13 protein-coding genes and 1 tRNA gene are annotated in these 15,833 nt (G+C 36.1%); 13 read left to right on the forward strand and 1 reads right to left on the reverse strand.

All coding sequences use genetic code 11. The features are described 5' to 3' along the window. The first annotated feature begins 49 nt into the window (after window positions 1-49). The gene (atpD, locus tag ACKJXD_RS08090) at window positions 50-1,432 is read left to right on the forward strand and encodes a F0F1 ATP synthase subunit beta (RefSeq protein ID WP_065558531.1); all 1,383 of its coding nucleotides are present in this window, start codon (window positions 50-52) and stop codon (window positions 1,430-1,432) included. Window positions 1,433-1,458: 26 nt separating this feature from the next. Then, window positions 1,459-1,884 carry a F0F1 ATP synthase subunit epsilon gene (locus ACKJXD_RS08095; RefSeq protein WP_220216301.1) on the forward strand — a complete coding sequence of 142 codons (426 nt, stop codon included), beginning with the start codon at window positions 1,459-1,461 and terminating at the stop codon, window positions 1,882-1,884. Between the two features lie 216 nt (window positions 1,885-2,100). Here the strand turns inward: ACKJXD_RS08095 and ACKJXD_RS08100 are convergent, their stop codons facing one another. After that, window positions 2,101-2,562 carry a GNAT family N-acetyltransferase gene (locus tag ACKJXD_RS08100; protein WP_220216300.1) on the reverse strand — a complete coding sequence of 154 codons (462 nt, stop codon included), beginning with the start codon at window positions 2,560-2,562 and terminating at the stop codon, window positions 2,101-2,103. Window positions 2,563-2,850: 288 nt separating this feature from the next. Here ACKJXD_RS08100 and recC point away from each other — a divergent pair, with 288 nt between their 5' ends. The 11 genes from recC (at window position 2,851) to lysS (ending at window position 15,472) form a co-directional block, all read left to right on the forward strand. Continuing rightward, on the forward strand, window positions 2,851-6,045 hold the full coding sequence (gene recC, locus ACKJXD_RS08105; RefSeq protein ID WP_430876024.1) for an exodeoxyribonuclease V subunit gamma: 3,195 nt from the start codon (window positions 2,851-2,853) through the stop codon (window positions 6,043-6,045). Between the two features lie 8 nt (window positions 6,046-6,053). Next, window positions 6,054-6,839, forward strand: coding sequence for a TatD family hydrolase (locus ACKJXD_RS08110; RefSeq protein ID WP_430876025.1), 786 nt, complete (start codon window positions 6,054-6,056; stop codon window positions 6,837-6,839). A gap of 372 nt (window positions 6,840-7,211) precedes the next feature. Further along, window positions 7,212-8,615 carry an MFS transporter gene (locus ACKJXD_RS08115; protein ID WP_065558527.1) on the forward strand — a complete coding sequence of 468 codons (1,404 nt, stop codon included), beginning with the start codon at window positions 7,212-7,214 and terminating at the stop codon, window positions 8,613-8,615. 4 nt (window positions 8,616-8,619) lie between these two features. Beyond that, window positions 8,620-9,252 carry an MBL fold metallo-hydrolase gene (locus ACKJXD_RS08120; RefSeq protein WP_430876026.1) on the forward strand — a complete coding sequence of 211 codons (633 nt, stop codon included), beginning with the start codon at window positions 8,620-8,622 and terminating at the stop codon, window positions 9,250-9,252. Window positions 9,253-9,422: 170 nt separating this feature from the next. Further along, window positions 9,423-10,010, forward strand: a complete 588-nt coding sequence (locus ACKJXD_RS08125) for a biotin transporter BioY (RefSeq protein WP_220216296.1) — start codon at window positions 9,423-9,425, stop codon at window positions 10,008-10,010. Then, window positions 9,994-10,569 (forward strand): YiiX/YebB-like N1pC/P60 family cysteine hydrolase, encoded by a 576-nt coding sequence (locus ACKJXD_RS08130; protein ID WP_430876027.1) that lies wholly within the window; start codon window positions 9,994-9,996, stop codon window positions 10,567-10,569. Before ACKJXD_RS08125 ends, ACKJXD_RS08130 begins: the two co-directional genes overlap by 17 nt. A 95-nt stretch (window positions 10,570-10,664) precedes the next feature. Continuing rightward, window positions 10,665-10,740: transfer RNA gene (locus ACKJXD_RS08135), tRNA-Asn, on the forward strand. 209 nt (window positions 10,741-10,949) lie between these two features. Then, window positions 10,950-11,678: a type 1 glutamine amidotransferase gene (locus ACKJXD_RS08140; protein WP_430876028.1), complete on the forward strand. Its 729-nt coding sequence runs from the start codon at window positions 10,950-10,952 to the stop codon at window positions 11,676-11,678. A 355-nt stretch (window positions 11,679-12,033) separates the two neighbouring features. Further along, complete coding sequence (locus ACKJXD_RS08145; protein WP_220216282.1) at window positions 12,034-12,660, forward strand: Fe-Mn family superoxide dismutase; 627 nt, start codon at window positions 12,034-12,036, stop codon at window positions 12,658-12,660. A 168-nt stretch (window positions 12,661-12,828) separates the two neighbouring features. Next, window positions 12,829-13,927, forward strand: a protein-coding gene (gene prfB, locus ACKJXD_RS08150) for a peptide chain release factor 2 (RefSeq protein ID WP_430876029.1) whose coding sequence is annotated in 2 segments (ribosomal slippage) — window positions 12,829-12,903 and window positions 12,905-13,927 — 1,098 coding nt in all. Because the reading frame shifts where the segments join, the coding sequence is not laid out codon by codon here. Between the two features lie 30 nt (window positions 13,928-13,957). Further along, window positions 13,958-15,472: a lysine--tRNA ligase gene (gene lysS, locus ACKJXD_RS08155; protein WP_430876030.1), complete on the forward strand. Its 1,515-nt coding sequence runs from the start codon at window positions 13,958-13,960 to the stop codon at window positions 15,470-15,472. The last annotated feature ends 361 nt before the right edge of the window (window positions 15,473-15,833 follow it).

Raw genomic sequence — 15,833 nt, forward strand, 5'->3', positions numbered from 1 at the left:
TGCTAAATATATTGGCTTATAGTTAAGAAAAAGACGTAGAGGAATAAAAATGGCTACTGGAAAGATTGTCCAGATCATCGGTGCGGTGGTTGATGTCGAATTCCCAGAAGATGCAGTACCAAAGGTATATGATGCATTAGAAGTGGAAACTGGCGCCGAAAAATTAGTTCTGGAAGTTCAGCAACAATTAGGTGGTGGCGTTGTTTGTTGTATCGCAATGGGATCATCTGATGGTTTAAGACGTGGACTTAAAGTCGTCAACACAGGGCACGGCATTGAAGTACCGGTAGGTACTAAAACACTAGGTCGTATTATGAACGTACTTGGTGATCCTGTTGATAAAGCAGGTCCAATTGGCGAAGAAGAGCGCTGGGCTATTCACCGTGCAGCGCCAACCTATGAAGAACTGGCTAACTCAACTGAGTTACTTGAAACCGGTATTAAAGTTATCGACTTAATTTGTCCATTTGCAAAAGGGGGCAAAGTCGGTCTTTTCGGTGGTGCAGGTGTAGGTAAAACCGTTAACATGATGGAGTTAATCCGTAACATCGCTATCGAACATTCTGGATACTCTGTATTTACAGGTGTTGGTGAGCGTACTCGTGAGGGTAATGACTTTTATCATGAAATGAAAGAATCAAACGTACTTGATAAAGTATCGCTTGTTTATGGTCAGATGAATGAGCCACCTGGAAACCGTTTGCGCGTAGCGTTGACAGGATTAACAATGGCTGAAAAATTCCGTGATGAAGGTAAAGACGTACTCTTATTTATCGATAATATTTATCGTTATACCTTAGCCGGAACAGAAGTATCGGCACTATTGGGTCGTATGCCATCAGCAGTAGGTTATCAACCAACATTAGCCGAAGAAATGGGTATCCTTCAAGAACGTATTACATCGACTAAAACTGGTTCAATTACATCAATTCAAGCCGTATACGTACCAGCCGATGACTTGACAGACCCATCACCAGCGACAACCTTTGCTCACTTAGATGCAACAATCGTATTAAGTCGTCAAATCGCTTCATTAGGTATCTATCCTGCGGTTGATCCACTTGATTCAACCAGTCGTCAATTAGATCCATTGGTTGTTGGTCAAGAACACTATGATTGTGCACGAGGCGTGCAATCAATTTTACAACGTTATCAAGAATTAAAAGATATTATCGCTATTCTTGGTATGGATGAGTTATCAGAAGACGATAAATTGACCGTGGCTCGTGCACGTAAAATTCAACGCTTCTTATCTCAACCATTCTTCGTTGCCGAAGTGTTCACTGGCTCACCGGGTAAATATGTGCCATTAAAAGATACAATCAGTGCTTTTAAAGGTATCATGAATGGTGATTATGATCACATTCCTGAACAAGCATTCTATATGGTTGGTTCAATCGATGAAGCGATTGAAAAAGCGAAATCTCTGTAAGAGATTCATTGAACGGAGATAGTATTATGGCACTAACTTCCTATCAATTAGAAGTTGTTAGTGCTGAATCTCACCTATTTTCGGGTGATGTTCAGCGAATCAGAGTCACAGGTATTGAAGGTGAACTCGGTATTTACCCGGGTCATACGCCACTGCTTACTACCATTAAACCAGGTATGGTGGGTATTGTGAAACCCAATGGTGAAGAAGAATTTATCTACCTATCGGGTGGTATATTAGAAGTTCAACCTAATATAGTAACAATCTTAGCTGATACGGCTATTCGAGGCGAAGATTTAGATGAAGCCAGAGCACAAGAAGCAGTCAGACGTGCCCAAGAACATATTAATCACCCAAGTGATGATATGTCATTTGCACAAGCCTCTGCTGAATTGTCAAAAGCTTTAGCTAAAATGCGTGTTATCGAATTAACACGTCGTATTGGACAATAATTTTGTTATTAAAATCAAAAAGGTTACCAAAGCAAATTTAGTAACCTTTTTATTTTGTTATAGCATTACTTTCATTAATCTGTAAATCATAAATCACTATACCTAAAAATTCACATAGCGAAAAATGATAATCCGCGCTATTTTAATAATGTTGCCTTACTCATTTTGAATTTGTGATTCATAGGTATTTCATCTCTTATTGGATGCTTACTCTATTTATAGTTGACATCCCATTTGAATATCGCAACGTTGATAAGGTGATGCGATACCTTTAATTTCAGTAAATCCCAATTTACGATAAAGCTTTATTGCTGGCGCTAATATAGTATTACTTTCTAAATAAATTTTTTTTGCACCTAATTTTTTAGCCTGATTTAATGCTGTTTGTCCTAAATGATAACCTATTTTATTACCTTGTGCTTGAGGTGAAACAGCCATTTTTGCCAATTCAAAATCATATTCGCTATCATGCATTTTAATTAATGCACAACTGCCTACAGGTTGATCATCTATTAAAGCAATAAAAATATATCCACCTCGATCTAAAATATATTCTTGGGGATTGTCTAATGCTTTATAATCGGAATCTTCCATCACAAAATACGTTTGAATCCATTGTTCATTAATCAATTTAAATGCCGATTGATAACAGGCTTGATATGGAACGATACGAAACATTATTTCCCCCAAATTTAATTTGTTAGTGAATTGATATTATACTATTAACTCTTTATATATAATAAAAATAATAAATATTTAATTTTAAGAGTACAATTGACATCTCTTGCCAAAGTTAATTTTTGATTCCGATAAATAATCGAAGTTAACGACATAAATATTTGAATAGTAAAAAACGCATTCAAACGCACTACAGATACATAATCGAATATTTATAATAATAGGATACTGGATTTATTATTCGCTATCAGCGATAATTTTAGTAACTTTTTCGACATAAAAGCGACTATGTTTACCGTTTATCATTCAAATCAAGTCGATCTGCTCAAATCATTGGTGAGTGAATTGATGCAAAGACAACCATTAGAAAATGTGTTCATGCCCGATATGGTGATCGTGCAAAGCCAAGGCATGGCGCAATGGTTGCAGATCGAGCTTGCAGATGCACTCGGTATTGTGGCAAACATTGCTTTTCCTTATCCAACTCAGTTTATCTGGCAAGTTTATCAAGCTTTATTACCCGATTCGCCAATTGAAAACAGTTTTAATCCTGAAGCCATGACTTGGCGTCTATTTTATTTGCTGCCTCAACTCATTGATAAGCAGGAATTTAGCGCACTCAAACATTATCTCAATATAGATAAAACAGAAAGAAAGTTATATCAACTGGCAACACGTATTGCTCGTTTATACGATCAGTACTTAGTTTATCGCCCTGACTGGCTAGCAAAATGGGAATCGAATAAAACCGTGGTCGAATTAAATCATCATCCCGATGAAATTTGGCAAGCGGAGCTGTGGAGACAATTAATAGCCATTAGTCAGCCGTATCACCGTGCAAATATCTACCAGCAAATGCTTGATATCCTACTGGATGACCATTTTGATAAAAAACGGTTAAATACGTTACCCGACCGTATTTTTATTTTTGGTATTACTTCCCTTCCACCCATTTATCTTTCGCTACTCTCAGCACTTGGAAAACATATCGATGTACATTTAATGTTTAACAATCCTTGCAAATGGTATTGGGGAGATATTGTCGAAAAACAGCTAACTGACATACAAAATACACCCGATAAAACTCCAAATCCACTCTTAACGTCATGGGGAAAACTAGGTCGGGATTGTCTGTTTTTATTACAGGAATTCCAAAACAAACAAGATATTGATGTGTTTGCTGATCACGATCGCACTTGTTTATTACATGCTATTCAGCAAGATATACTGGAGCTATATCCGTCAGATAAAACTGCACTTCACATTGACTCAACCGATAAATCAATTTCGTTTCATGCATGCCATAGCGAACAGCGTGAGGTCGAAGTACTCTATGACTATTTACTATCTGTCTTTGATGCTGATCCAACCATAGAGTTACGTGATTGCATTGTGATGGTTTCAGATATTGATAAATACATCCCTTATATTCGTGCCGTTTTTGATAATGCTGAAGGTCAACGTTATCTACCTTTCACTATTTCCGATCAGAAAGCTCGAAATATTGATCCCATTGTGCAAGCATTTTTTGCGATTTTAAATTTTCCTCAAAGTCGATTTACGGCAGAAGAGTTGTTTAATTTACTGGAGATACCAGCAATTTCGGAAAAATTTTCGATCAATGAATCACAATTAACGCTTTTAAGGACATGGATCATTGAATCGGGTATTCGTTTTGGTCTTGAAAATGCCCATAGTTGGTTATTTGGACTTGAACGTTTGTTGCTTGGTTATACGATGAGCAGTGAGCAAGGAAGCTGGCAGCAAATACTCCCGTATGATGGTGCGACTGGTTTGGATGCTGAACTTATTGGTCAATTAGCTGAATTTATTAGTATAGTCCGTAAATGGTCAACATTGTTAAGTCAAGCCAAACCATTAGTTGAATGGCAAAGTTGTTGCCTTGAATTACTCAATGATTTTTTTATTAGTAATGAACAACGTGAATCTATTTTATTGATGATTCAAGATGAGTGGCAAAAGCTGATTGACAGTGGATTGTTAGCAAATTTTGCGGATAACATATCGATGACTATTTTACATGATGCGATGCAATCACGTTTAGAACAAAATCATTTAGCTCATCGCTTTTTAGTGGGCAAAATCAATTTTTGTACTATGATGCCAATGCGTTCGATTCCCTTTAAAGTGGTATGTTTATTAGGTATGAACGATGGTGATTATCCTAGAACATCGCTACCGCTTGATTTTGATTTGATTGCTCAGTACCCAAGACGAGGGGATCGAAGTCGTCGCACAGATGATCGATATCTCTTTTTAGAAGCAATTTTATCGGCTCAAAAACAACTCTACATGAGTTATATTGGGCGAGAAATTAAAGATAATACTGAACGTTATCCGTCAGTATTAATTGATGAGTTATGGGATTATATCGTTCAATACTATGATAATACCAAAGATAATACAAACGGTTTCGATAATTTACGTGTCATCCATACGCGCACACCATTTAATCCTCAAAATTATTTAAATCCGCCTAAAAGCTATGCCAATGAATGGCTACCGGCAGCACAACAGCAAGGTGAAAGTCAATCCTTCATTAGTGATATTTCGGCGATGACGATTGATAACATTAGTCTTGATGAATTAAAACGATTCTATCAACACTCCATACGATTTTTTTTACAAAAACGATTCAATTTCTATATTAATTATCTTGATGATACTTTACCGGATGCTGAAAATTTTAATCTGGATAATTTTGAACGATACCAGCTTAATGTAAAAATTTTAAATCAATTGATTGATCACACTATCCAAGAATCAGATTTGTATCATCGATTAGCATTAACCGGCGAGTTACCAGACGGCGCCTTTGGTCAGATTATTTATGATGAACAAAATGAATCCATGCAATCGTTAGCGAATAAAATCTGCCAAGAACGCCTGATACAAACTGCCGAAGAGGTCAATTTAACCCTTTTTGCTAATGGACAACATTACATACTGCAAGGCTGGTTAACCCATGTTCAAGAGGATGGAATTTTAACATGGCGACCATCGAAACTTTCGATCCGTGATGGCATGACATTATGGATCGATCATCTTATTTATTGCATCTCCAATCCTGAAAACACGAATAGCTATAGTCGCATCTATGGTCGGGAAGAGAGTGAATGGCGTTTCGAATATTTAAACCCTGAGCAAGCACAAATTATTTTAACAACTTTAATCGAAGGCTATTTGCAAGGTATTAATCAACCGTTACTCTTCCCAATTCAAAGTGCATGGAATTGGTTAGTATCCGCGTATAATTCTAAAACAAATGAGATTGAAATCAGTCAAAAAGCTATCAATCAACTTAAAAACACTTGGCAAGGAGGGGGATTCAATTCAGCAGAATGTGATAATTATTATGCCCGATTATATCCTGAATTAACCAATCCACTTATTGAGCAGATTATTTATTCGGCTCGACAATTTTTATTACCCATTTTATTACATCAAGAAAAGGTAAAATAGGAGGCATTATGTTTATTGATACACATTGTCATTTTGATTTTCCGATTTTTACCGCAGATATCACTAATTCTATCGACAAAATACAGCAAGCAAAAATTGATGCGCTCATTGTGCCAGCTGTCTCTGCGAATCATTTTCATACAATATTACACCTTGCCGAACAATATAATGAAGTTTATGCAGCGCTTGGTTTACATCCCATTTATCAACACACAGAATCAGATTTAGAAAAATTATCCGATATTATTAATAAAAACCCCAAAAAATTAGTAGCAATGGGCGAAATTGGTCTGGATAAATACAATCTTACCGTTGATTGGCAACAACAACTATTTTATTTTCGTTCCCAGCTTACCTTGGCTAAAAAATATGATTTACCCGTTTTGATTCATTCTCGTAAAACGCATGACATTATGTATCACGAACTTCATCAAGCAAATTTACCTTGTCGGGGTGTCATACATGGATTTTCAGGCAGTTATCAACAAGCGATGCAATTTGTGAAACTCGGTTATTATATTGGTGTCGGGGGAGTGATAAGTTACTCACGCGCTAATAAAACTCGCCAAACCATTGCCCAACTGCCTTTAGAAAGTCTTGTACTTGAAACCGACGCCCCCGATATGCCATTAAGTGGTCGACAAGGTCAAATTAATCGTCCAGAATATCTCATTGAAATATTTCATGTTTTAAGTCAGTTACGCAAAGAACCTCAACCAGAAATACTTCGTACAATCTTATCTAATACCTTAACGTTATTTAGTCGAATCAATCAAAAAGCATTGAAGCATTGATTATAAATAGCTTTATAATTATATGTGGATTATCACCGTCAAACATTAGCGATACAAGGCCGGTTTTTTTGACTGCTTAAAATCGTTTTTTAAACTTTGCGATTGTGTCTCTTACCGGCGTAATTTCATTATGAATATTACACAATGCGTAATCGTTATCTATTACTTGCCAATTATTGATGAGATAGACCAATCAAATCCAAACAGACGAGTATCACCAATTCACTGTAAAGAAAACTTAAATAAATTATGCTTTCTGGTTTATTTCATCGACGACAAAGTCGTTTCGAGGTAATATGAGATAAATTGTCTTCTATCATCTTATTGATAGCCTTAAAACTATCATCGCAACAATAATAGGTAATTACTATAATGAGCAATGATATTCAATTATCCCCTATGGTATATCGAATGTTGCCGTGGATTGCGGCAGTCGCATTTTTAATGCAATCACTCGATACATCAATTTTAAATACGGCACTCCCCTCGATTGCTAAAGATCTCCATGAATCCCCCTTAAATATGCAATCAGCGGTAATCTGTTATGCATTAACTTTAGCATTGTTTATTCCGATTAGTGGTTTATTGTCCGATCGCTTTGGAACAAAAAATGTTTTTGTGACTGCCGTGTTTCTTTTTACAGCGGGATCGCTGTCTTGTGCCCTATCAAATACTCTTATTTTTATGGATATTTCGAGGGTTATACAAGGTATTGGCGGTTCAATGATGGTACCTGTTTCCAGATTAGTCTTAATTAAATCTTATCGGCGTAATGAATTTTTATCAGCGCTAAATACCTCATCCATTTTAGGACTGGTAGGCCCTGTAATTGGCCCTGTTCTTGGCGGATATTTAGCTGAAATGATTAGTTGGCATTGGGTATTTTTAATCAATATCCCTGTTGGTATTGCCGGGATCATTATTGCTTGGAAATATATGCCAAACCTTAAAGGTGAACGCATCTATTTTGATTTTTGGGGCTTTGTTATTATTGCCATAACATTTATTAGTGCCACGTTAAGTTTGGAGCTGCTAAGTGAGGGACAAAGTAGTTATATTTCACTATTTTTGGCAATAATAAGTTTAATCTTTCTGTTTGGTTACCGATTCTACGCTCAAAAAGCAACCACCCCTCTATTCCCATTATCTTTATTTAGTATTCGCACTTTTAAAATCGGTATTATCGGTAATTTGATTAGTCGATTAGGTATTTCAGGGGTTCCTTTTTTAATTCCATTACTATTACAAGTTGGCTTTGGTTATTCAGCAATTGAAGCAGGAATGATATTAATTCCTATGGCGTTAGCTTCAATGGCAATTAAATCGTTTATTCCTACAATTTTAGCTAAATTAGGGTATCGAAACGTCTTGATTGGCAATACTATATTGGCTGGAACGTTCATTTTATTAATGTCACAATTAAGTTTATCCACCCCGATCATCCTGATGTGTCTATTACTTTTTTGCATTGGTTGTACCAATTCATTACAATTTACGGCAATGAACAGTATCACTTTAGCTGATTTACAAGGTGAAACAACCAGTAGTGGGAATAGTTTAATGGCGGTAAACCAGCAACTTGCTATTAGCTTCGGTATCGCCTTAGGTGCTGTGCTTGTTAGGTTAGTCGGTGAGGAAACCGCTACCATTAAGTCTTTTCAAATTACTTTTATGATATTAGGAATTATCACAATACTTTCTAGCATTGTGTTTGCAGCTTTAAAAAAACAAGATGGGCAAAACTTAACCGCTCATCATCAAGAAACAAGGAGATAACAATATGTTTCAATACCAAATCATTCCGGTTACTGCTTTTCAGGAAAATTGTAGCATTATTTGGTGTGATGAAACAAAGGAAGCAGCCTTTATCGATCCAGGTGGTGAACCCGAATTACTGAAAAAAGCCGTGGAAAAACTGGGCGTGAATATTAAACAAATCCTATTAACGCATGGACATTTGGATCACGTTGGCGCGGCTGTAGAATTAGCAAAACATTATGATGTAAAAATCATCGGCTCAAATCAAGAAGATGAATTTTTATTTAGTGGATTACCTCAGCAATGTATTCAATTTGGTTTTCCTTATATTGAACCCTTTTTACCGGATTATTGGTTAAAAGAAGGAGATAAAATCAAAGTCGGCAATATTTCACTCGATGTACTTTATTGCCCAGGTCATACACCCGGTCATATCGTTTTTATTAATCATCCTGATAAAATCGCTTTTGTTGGTGATGTGTTATTTAACGGTAGTATAGGAAGAACGGATTTTCCGAGAGGCAATCATGCCGATTTGATTTCTTCAATTAAACATAAATTATTACCACTTGGTGATGATTTCATTTTTGTTCCTGGACATGGCCCTATGTCTAGCTTTGGTCATGAGCGTATCAATAATCCCTTTTTAGCTTAATCGAATATCTTTCATCACACTTATTGCAATATAGTGTGATGATATCCTCTGCTCACCAAAAAACATAATAAGTAAACTATTTAACTAAAAAATAGTTTACAACTTAAATTGTTTCGTTATTATTGCTTATCAAGCTATCGGTCATGAGATTCAAAAAAGAGAGCATAATTATGAAACAACAAGTTATATCGTATTATCCAACATATATTTCAACACTATTTAACTTATCATCTTGGCAACGTAAACTGTCAGTAACAACCTGCGCGGCATTACTTTTAGGACTTGCAGCTAATATCAGTATTCCAACTTATCCCGTGCCCTTTACTTTGCAATCCTTAGTAGTACTACTTATCGGAGCTTGTTTAGGGCGTAAATTAGGTACTATAACAATCATTCAATACCTATTTTTAGGCGCAATAGGTTTACCTTTATTTGCTAATGGTAGCGCTGGTTTTATAGCACTAACATCGCCTTCTGCTGGATACTTATATGGATATCTATTTAGTGCTTATTTAGCAGGTTTTGCTGCTGAAAAAGGTTATGATCGCCACTTTATTATCGGTTTAATTACTTTTGGTTGTGCACATCAATTAATCTTTGTATTTGGCGTTCTTTATTTAGCTGGTTATTTACATATTAGCCTCATTGAGGCAATAAAACTCGGATATCTCCCTTTTGCAGGAGTTGATGCACTTAAGTTTATCATAGCAACTTCAGTCATGTTCCTTTTATGGCGTTACCGTGCTAAAAATCACTGATTTAAAAAAAGGCGATATTATTTTCCAGTGTCTGAACGAGGTTAATGACTTTAATGATGCGGTCACCTGTTCAGGTGCAACACGTAACTTGGATGACTTAACCAATAATATCAATCATGTAGGTTTATATATTGGAAATAATATCGTTATTGAGGCAACACCCAAACACGGGGTCATTGACCAAACGCTGACGCATTTTATCGATGCAGCACAATTTAATATCATTGGTCGAATTGATAATTTAGGGTTGATTGAAAATGCCATTAAGCGAGCAAAAACATGTATTGGTCTACCTTACAACCCTAGCTTTCGTCCAAATACAGCTGGACTTTATTGCAGTGAACTCATTACCTACGCTTTTCGAAACGAACACAATGAGAGTTATTTTGCTTTATATCCGATGAATTTTAGAGATTTAACGACCCATCAAGTTTTACCTTATTGGATCGATTATTATCATTCGTTAAAAGAGAAGATCCCAGAACAACAGCTTGGATCTCATCCTCAACAACTCTTAAGGCAAACGAAATTATTCAAGACAATCCTAACACTTGAATAAAATAAAGGGATGTTATTAAATCGAAAAAGCATTTAATACAATTTAACTATTGACATAGCGCCATTTAATCTATAATATGCGCGCTACATTTCGGTTCCTCCATAGTTCAGTCGGTAGAACGGCGGACTGTTAATCCGTATGTCACTGGTTCAAGTCCAGTTGGAGGAGCCAACTTACCGAATCATTAAAACCTGCTTATAGCAGGTTTTTTATTTCCGACAAATTACACTCCTTTTCAAATTTTAATATTGTGTTTAAAGTAAAATGGTTAATAATATTTTAAAAAAATTGTGACCCATAATACTTTTGATAACACTTTCAATGTTCAAAATTTATCTATAATGTTATTGTTAAATTAATAAGAAAGGAAATTTTTATCCATGCATATCCATTTTATTCTTCATGAAGAGTTTGAAGCACCAGGTGCTTATGAACAATGGGCTAAGTTACATCTTCATACGGTTACCTATTCAAGAGTTTATCTGGGCGAGCCACTTCCTGAAAGGATAGATAATATTGATTTTCTTATTATTATGGGCGGCCCACAATCCCCTGCTACAACGAAACAAGAGTGTGCCCATTTTGATTCATTAGCAGAACAAACCTTCATTTTATCAGCAATTAAAGCGAATAAAATCGTGATTGGCGTTTGTCTTGGTTCCCAATTAATTGGTGAAGCGCTAGGTGCTCATTTCGAGCATAGTCCTGAAAAAGAGATCGGTAAATTCCCCATTACCTTAACGGAAGCAGGCAAAAAAAATCCGCTTTTTTCTCATTTCGGCGATACGCTAGCAGTAGGTCACTGGCACAATGATATGCCAGGTTTAACGCAAAATGCGCAAATCATTGCTTATAGTGAAGGCTGTCCTCGGCAAATTATTGCTTATGGCAAATTGGTTTATGGTTTCCAATGTCATATGGAGTTAACCCATGAGGTAGTTGAAAAGTTGATTGCCCATTCGCAAAATGACCTTAGTCAAGCGGCTAAATATCGTTTTGTTGATACAGAGGAAAAATTACGCCTACATGATTATAGTAAAATGAATTATAAACTCTTTGTTTTTTTGGATAAGCTGAGTCAATACTATCTGTCTGCTTCCACAAATTAAATTAGATTATCGTTCATGGTTGGTTGTTCGAAATTATGCAAAATATTAAAAGTAGACAACCCCGAAAAACGAAGTAAATTGAGGTTAAAATTAGGTGAAGAGTATTTTATCTTAAAACGTAAAATTAACTGATGGAAAATCGTAAGTTTTTTAGAAGGTCTTTCTTTGCATGATAGTAAGATTGGGAAAGATATTGGCGGAGGGCTTTGTCAATTAGACAATTTGATTTATTGATTATCCAATCGTTAAATAGTTCTGAACTATTCAAACAATAGATTGTGAGATAAGCAATTTGACCGTATACTCTGTAAAATACAGCAATAACGAATATCAAATTTTTGAAAGGAGTATCTTCATGGCTTACACTCTTGCACCTCTACCTTATGCTTATGACGCATTAGAACCGTATATTGACTCGGAAACGATGCATCTTCATCATGACAAACATCATCAAACTTATGTCAATAATGCAAATGCGCTCTTAGAGACTTTACCGGCAGAACTTAAAGAATTATGTCCTGAAACTTTACTTAAAAATTTAGATAAAGTGCCAGCTGATAAACTAACAGGTATCAAAAACAATGTGGGTGGTCACGTTAATCACACCCTATTTTGGGAATTACTTAAAGTTGGTACCGAGCTTAAAGGTGAACTTAAAGCAGCTATTGAAAAAGATTTCGGTTCTGTAGACGCATTCAAAGAAAAATTTTCAAACGCAGCAGCCACTCGTTTTGGTTCTGGTTGGGCTTGGTTAGTGTTACAAAATGGTAAACTTGAAGTAGTTTCAACCGCAAACCAAGATTCTCCTGTCATGGGCGAAAAATTCTCAGGTGTTTCAGGTACGCCTATTTTAACATTAGATGTCTGGGAACACGCATATTACTTAAAATACCAAAATCGTCGTGTTGATTATATTGGTGCATTTTGGAATGTAATTAACTGGGATAAAGTTGCTGAGTTATACGCTCAAGCAAAAAAATAACTGTTTTTAGTATAGTTACTCAATTATCAATGACGCTTAATGCGTCATTTTTATTTATTGGTATTATTTACCAATCATCGTATCTGCAAATTGGCAATTGCTAAATTATACTTAAATCCGCTACAATGGGCGATTAATTGAAAATCGCAAAACCGAACTAAATAATACATGTTTGAAATTAATCCGATAAAATCCAAAATAGCCGAACTTACCGAGCGCACTGATGTGATTCGGGGGTATCTTTGACTATGATTTAAAAAAAGAGCGACTTGAAGAAGTTAATGCCGAATTAGAACAATCTGAAGTCTGGGCAGATCCCGAAAAAGCACAAGCGTTAGGCAAAGAGCGGGTAACGCTTGATGAAATCATCAATACAATAGATTCTTTAACTCAAGGCCTTGACGATGTTGAAGGTTTGCTTGAACTTGCCATTGAAGCCGACGATCAAGATACGTTTGATGAAGCAAATCTAGAGCTTGAACAGTTAGAAAAAAAACTGGCTGGGCTAGAGTTTCGTCGAATGTTTTCAGGCGATTACGATAGCGCAGATTGTTATTTAGATATTCAGTCAGGTTCTGGGGGGACTGAAGCACAAGATTGGGCTGAAATGTTACTGCGAATGTATTTACGCTGGGCAGAATCTAAAGGGTTTACAACAGAAGTCATGGAAGTATCTGATGGCGATGTTGCAGGAATTAAATCGGCGACCATTAAAGTAACAGGCGACTATGCTTACGGTTGGTTACGTACCGAAACGGGCGTCCATCGTTTGGTACGAAAAAGTCCTTTTGATTCGGGTAATCGCCGTCATACATCATTTGCTTCTGTTTTTGTCTATCCAGAAATTGATGATAATATTGATATCGATATCAATCCTGCCGATCTTCGTATTGATGTCTATCGGGCATCAGGTGCTGGTGGACAGCATGTCAATAAAACCGAATCTGCTGTTCGAATTACACATATACCAACGGGAATTGTTACCCAGTGTCAAAATAATCGTTCTCAGCATAGTAATAAAGATCAAGCAATGAAACAGTTAAAAGCGAAACTGTATGAGCTTGAAATGCTGAAGAAAAATGCTGAAAAGAAACAGATGGAAGAGAACAAATCGGATATCGGTTGGGGTAGTCAAATCCGTTCTTATGTGCTTGATGATTCAAGAATCAAAGATTTGCGTACCGGCGTTGAAACACGCAACACTCAGGCCGTTTTAGACGGTGATTTAGATCAATTTATTGAAGAAAGCTTAAAAGCAGGTTTATAAACTGCTTGGTGATAAATAAAAGGTAAAATTATGTCAACACAGCAAGAGCAACAAAACCATATTGAAGAGTTAAATAACGAGCTAACTATACGTCGTGAAAAACTAGCAAATATTCGCGAGCAAGGCATTGCTTTCCCAAATGACTTTCGTCGTGATGCTATTTCAAGTGATCTTCATAAATTGTATGACGATAAAACCAACGAAGAATTAATTGAGAATAAAATTACTGTCACTGTTGCCGGTCGAATGATGATGCGCCGTATAATGGGTAAAGCTTCTTTTGTCTCTTTACAAGACGTTGCTGGGCAAATTCAACTTTATGTAACGCGTGATGATCTTCCCGAAAATTACTACAACGAGCAATTTAAAAAATGGGATTTAGGGGATATTGTCGGTGCTAAAGGTTATTTATTTAAAACTAAAACTGGCGAACTTTCTATTCACTGTGAAGAAATTCGCTTATTAACTAAAGCACTTCGTCCATTACCGGATAAATTCCATGGTCTTGCAGATCAAGAAATGCGTTATCGTCAACGCTACTTGGATCTCATCACAAATGAAGAATCGAGAAATACATTTATCGCTCGTTCAAAAGTGGTAACTGAAATTCGCAATTTCATGCTTGAAAATCACTTTATGGAAGTTGAAACACCGATGATGCAAGTTATTCCTGGTGGGGCGTCAGCGAAACCTTTTATTACGCATCATAATGCCCTTGATTTAGATATGTACTTACGTATCGCACCAGAACTTTACTTAAAACGTCTGGTTGTCGGTGGTTTTGAGCGTGTCTTTGAAATTAATCGTAACTTCCGTAATGAAGGGGTATCGCCAAGACATAATCCAGAATTTACCATGATGGAAATGTATATGGCGTATGCCGATTATAAAGATTTGATTGTGCTAACTGAAGCATTATTCCGTCGTCTGGCAATCGCTGTAACGGGTAATACCGTTGTTCAATATGGTGAACATTCCTTCGATTTTGGTAAACCATTTATTAAAATGACAATGCGTGAAGCTATTTGTCATTATCGTCCAGAAACCAATAATGCTGATTTGGATGATTTTGATAAAGCATGTGCTATTGCTAATGCAGTAGGTATCAAAGTAGAAAAAGGTTGGGGACTTGGTCGAGTTGTGACTGAAATTTTTGAAGAGGTTGCTGAAGCCAATCTGATTCAACCGACATTTATTACCGAATATCCTGCTGAAGTATCACCACTGGCTCGTCGAAACGATGAAAATCCATTTGTTACAGACCGATTCGAGTTCTTTATTGGTGGGCGTGAAATTGGCAACGGCTTCTCAGAACTTAACGATGCGGAAGACCAAGCTCAACGTTTTGCTGATCAAGTGTCACAAAAAGATGCCGGTGATGATGAAGCAATGTTCTATGATGAAGATTATATTACGGCTTTAGAACATGGATTACCGCCGACAGCTGGATTAGGCATTGGTATTGACCGAACGGTGATGTTATTTACGAATAGTCATACTATTCGTGATGTCATTTTATTCCCAACCATGCGTCCAATAAAATAAGATACTCTACTATTGAAAACTCACTTATCTCAACAAATAAGTGAGTTTTTTATTGTAATGCAAATATCTTTTATACAACTAAAAATAATTCTAGTTTAGCTTTCCACCATACCAAAAATTCGTAAAATATTTTATGTTTATCAATTTGTTAATAATTAAGTAAGCCATTACTGACTTTTCTATACAAACTGAATAATGTTTTTCATGCAACTAAAAATGTGAGTTCATCTTAATCAAGCGTATTTCAACAATTCAACATTTTTTTAAATTGAATCAGTATAAATAAAATACAGAAAATAATGATATTTTCTTAAAATCTACAAACTTAAATAAGTTATCGCTTACCAACCACAGAAATGGG

This window comes from Gilliamella sp. G0441 (assembly GCF_050589305.1).
GTDB lineage: Bacteria > Pseudomonadota > Gammaproteobacteria > Enterobacterales > Orbaceae > Gilliamella.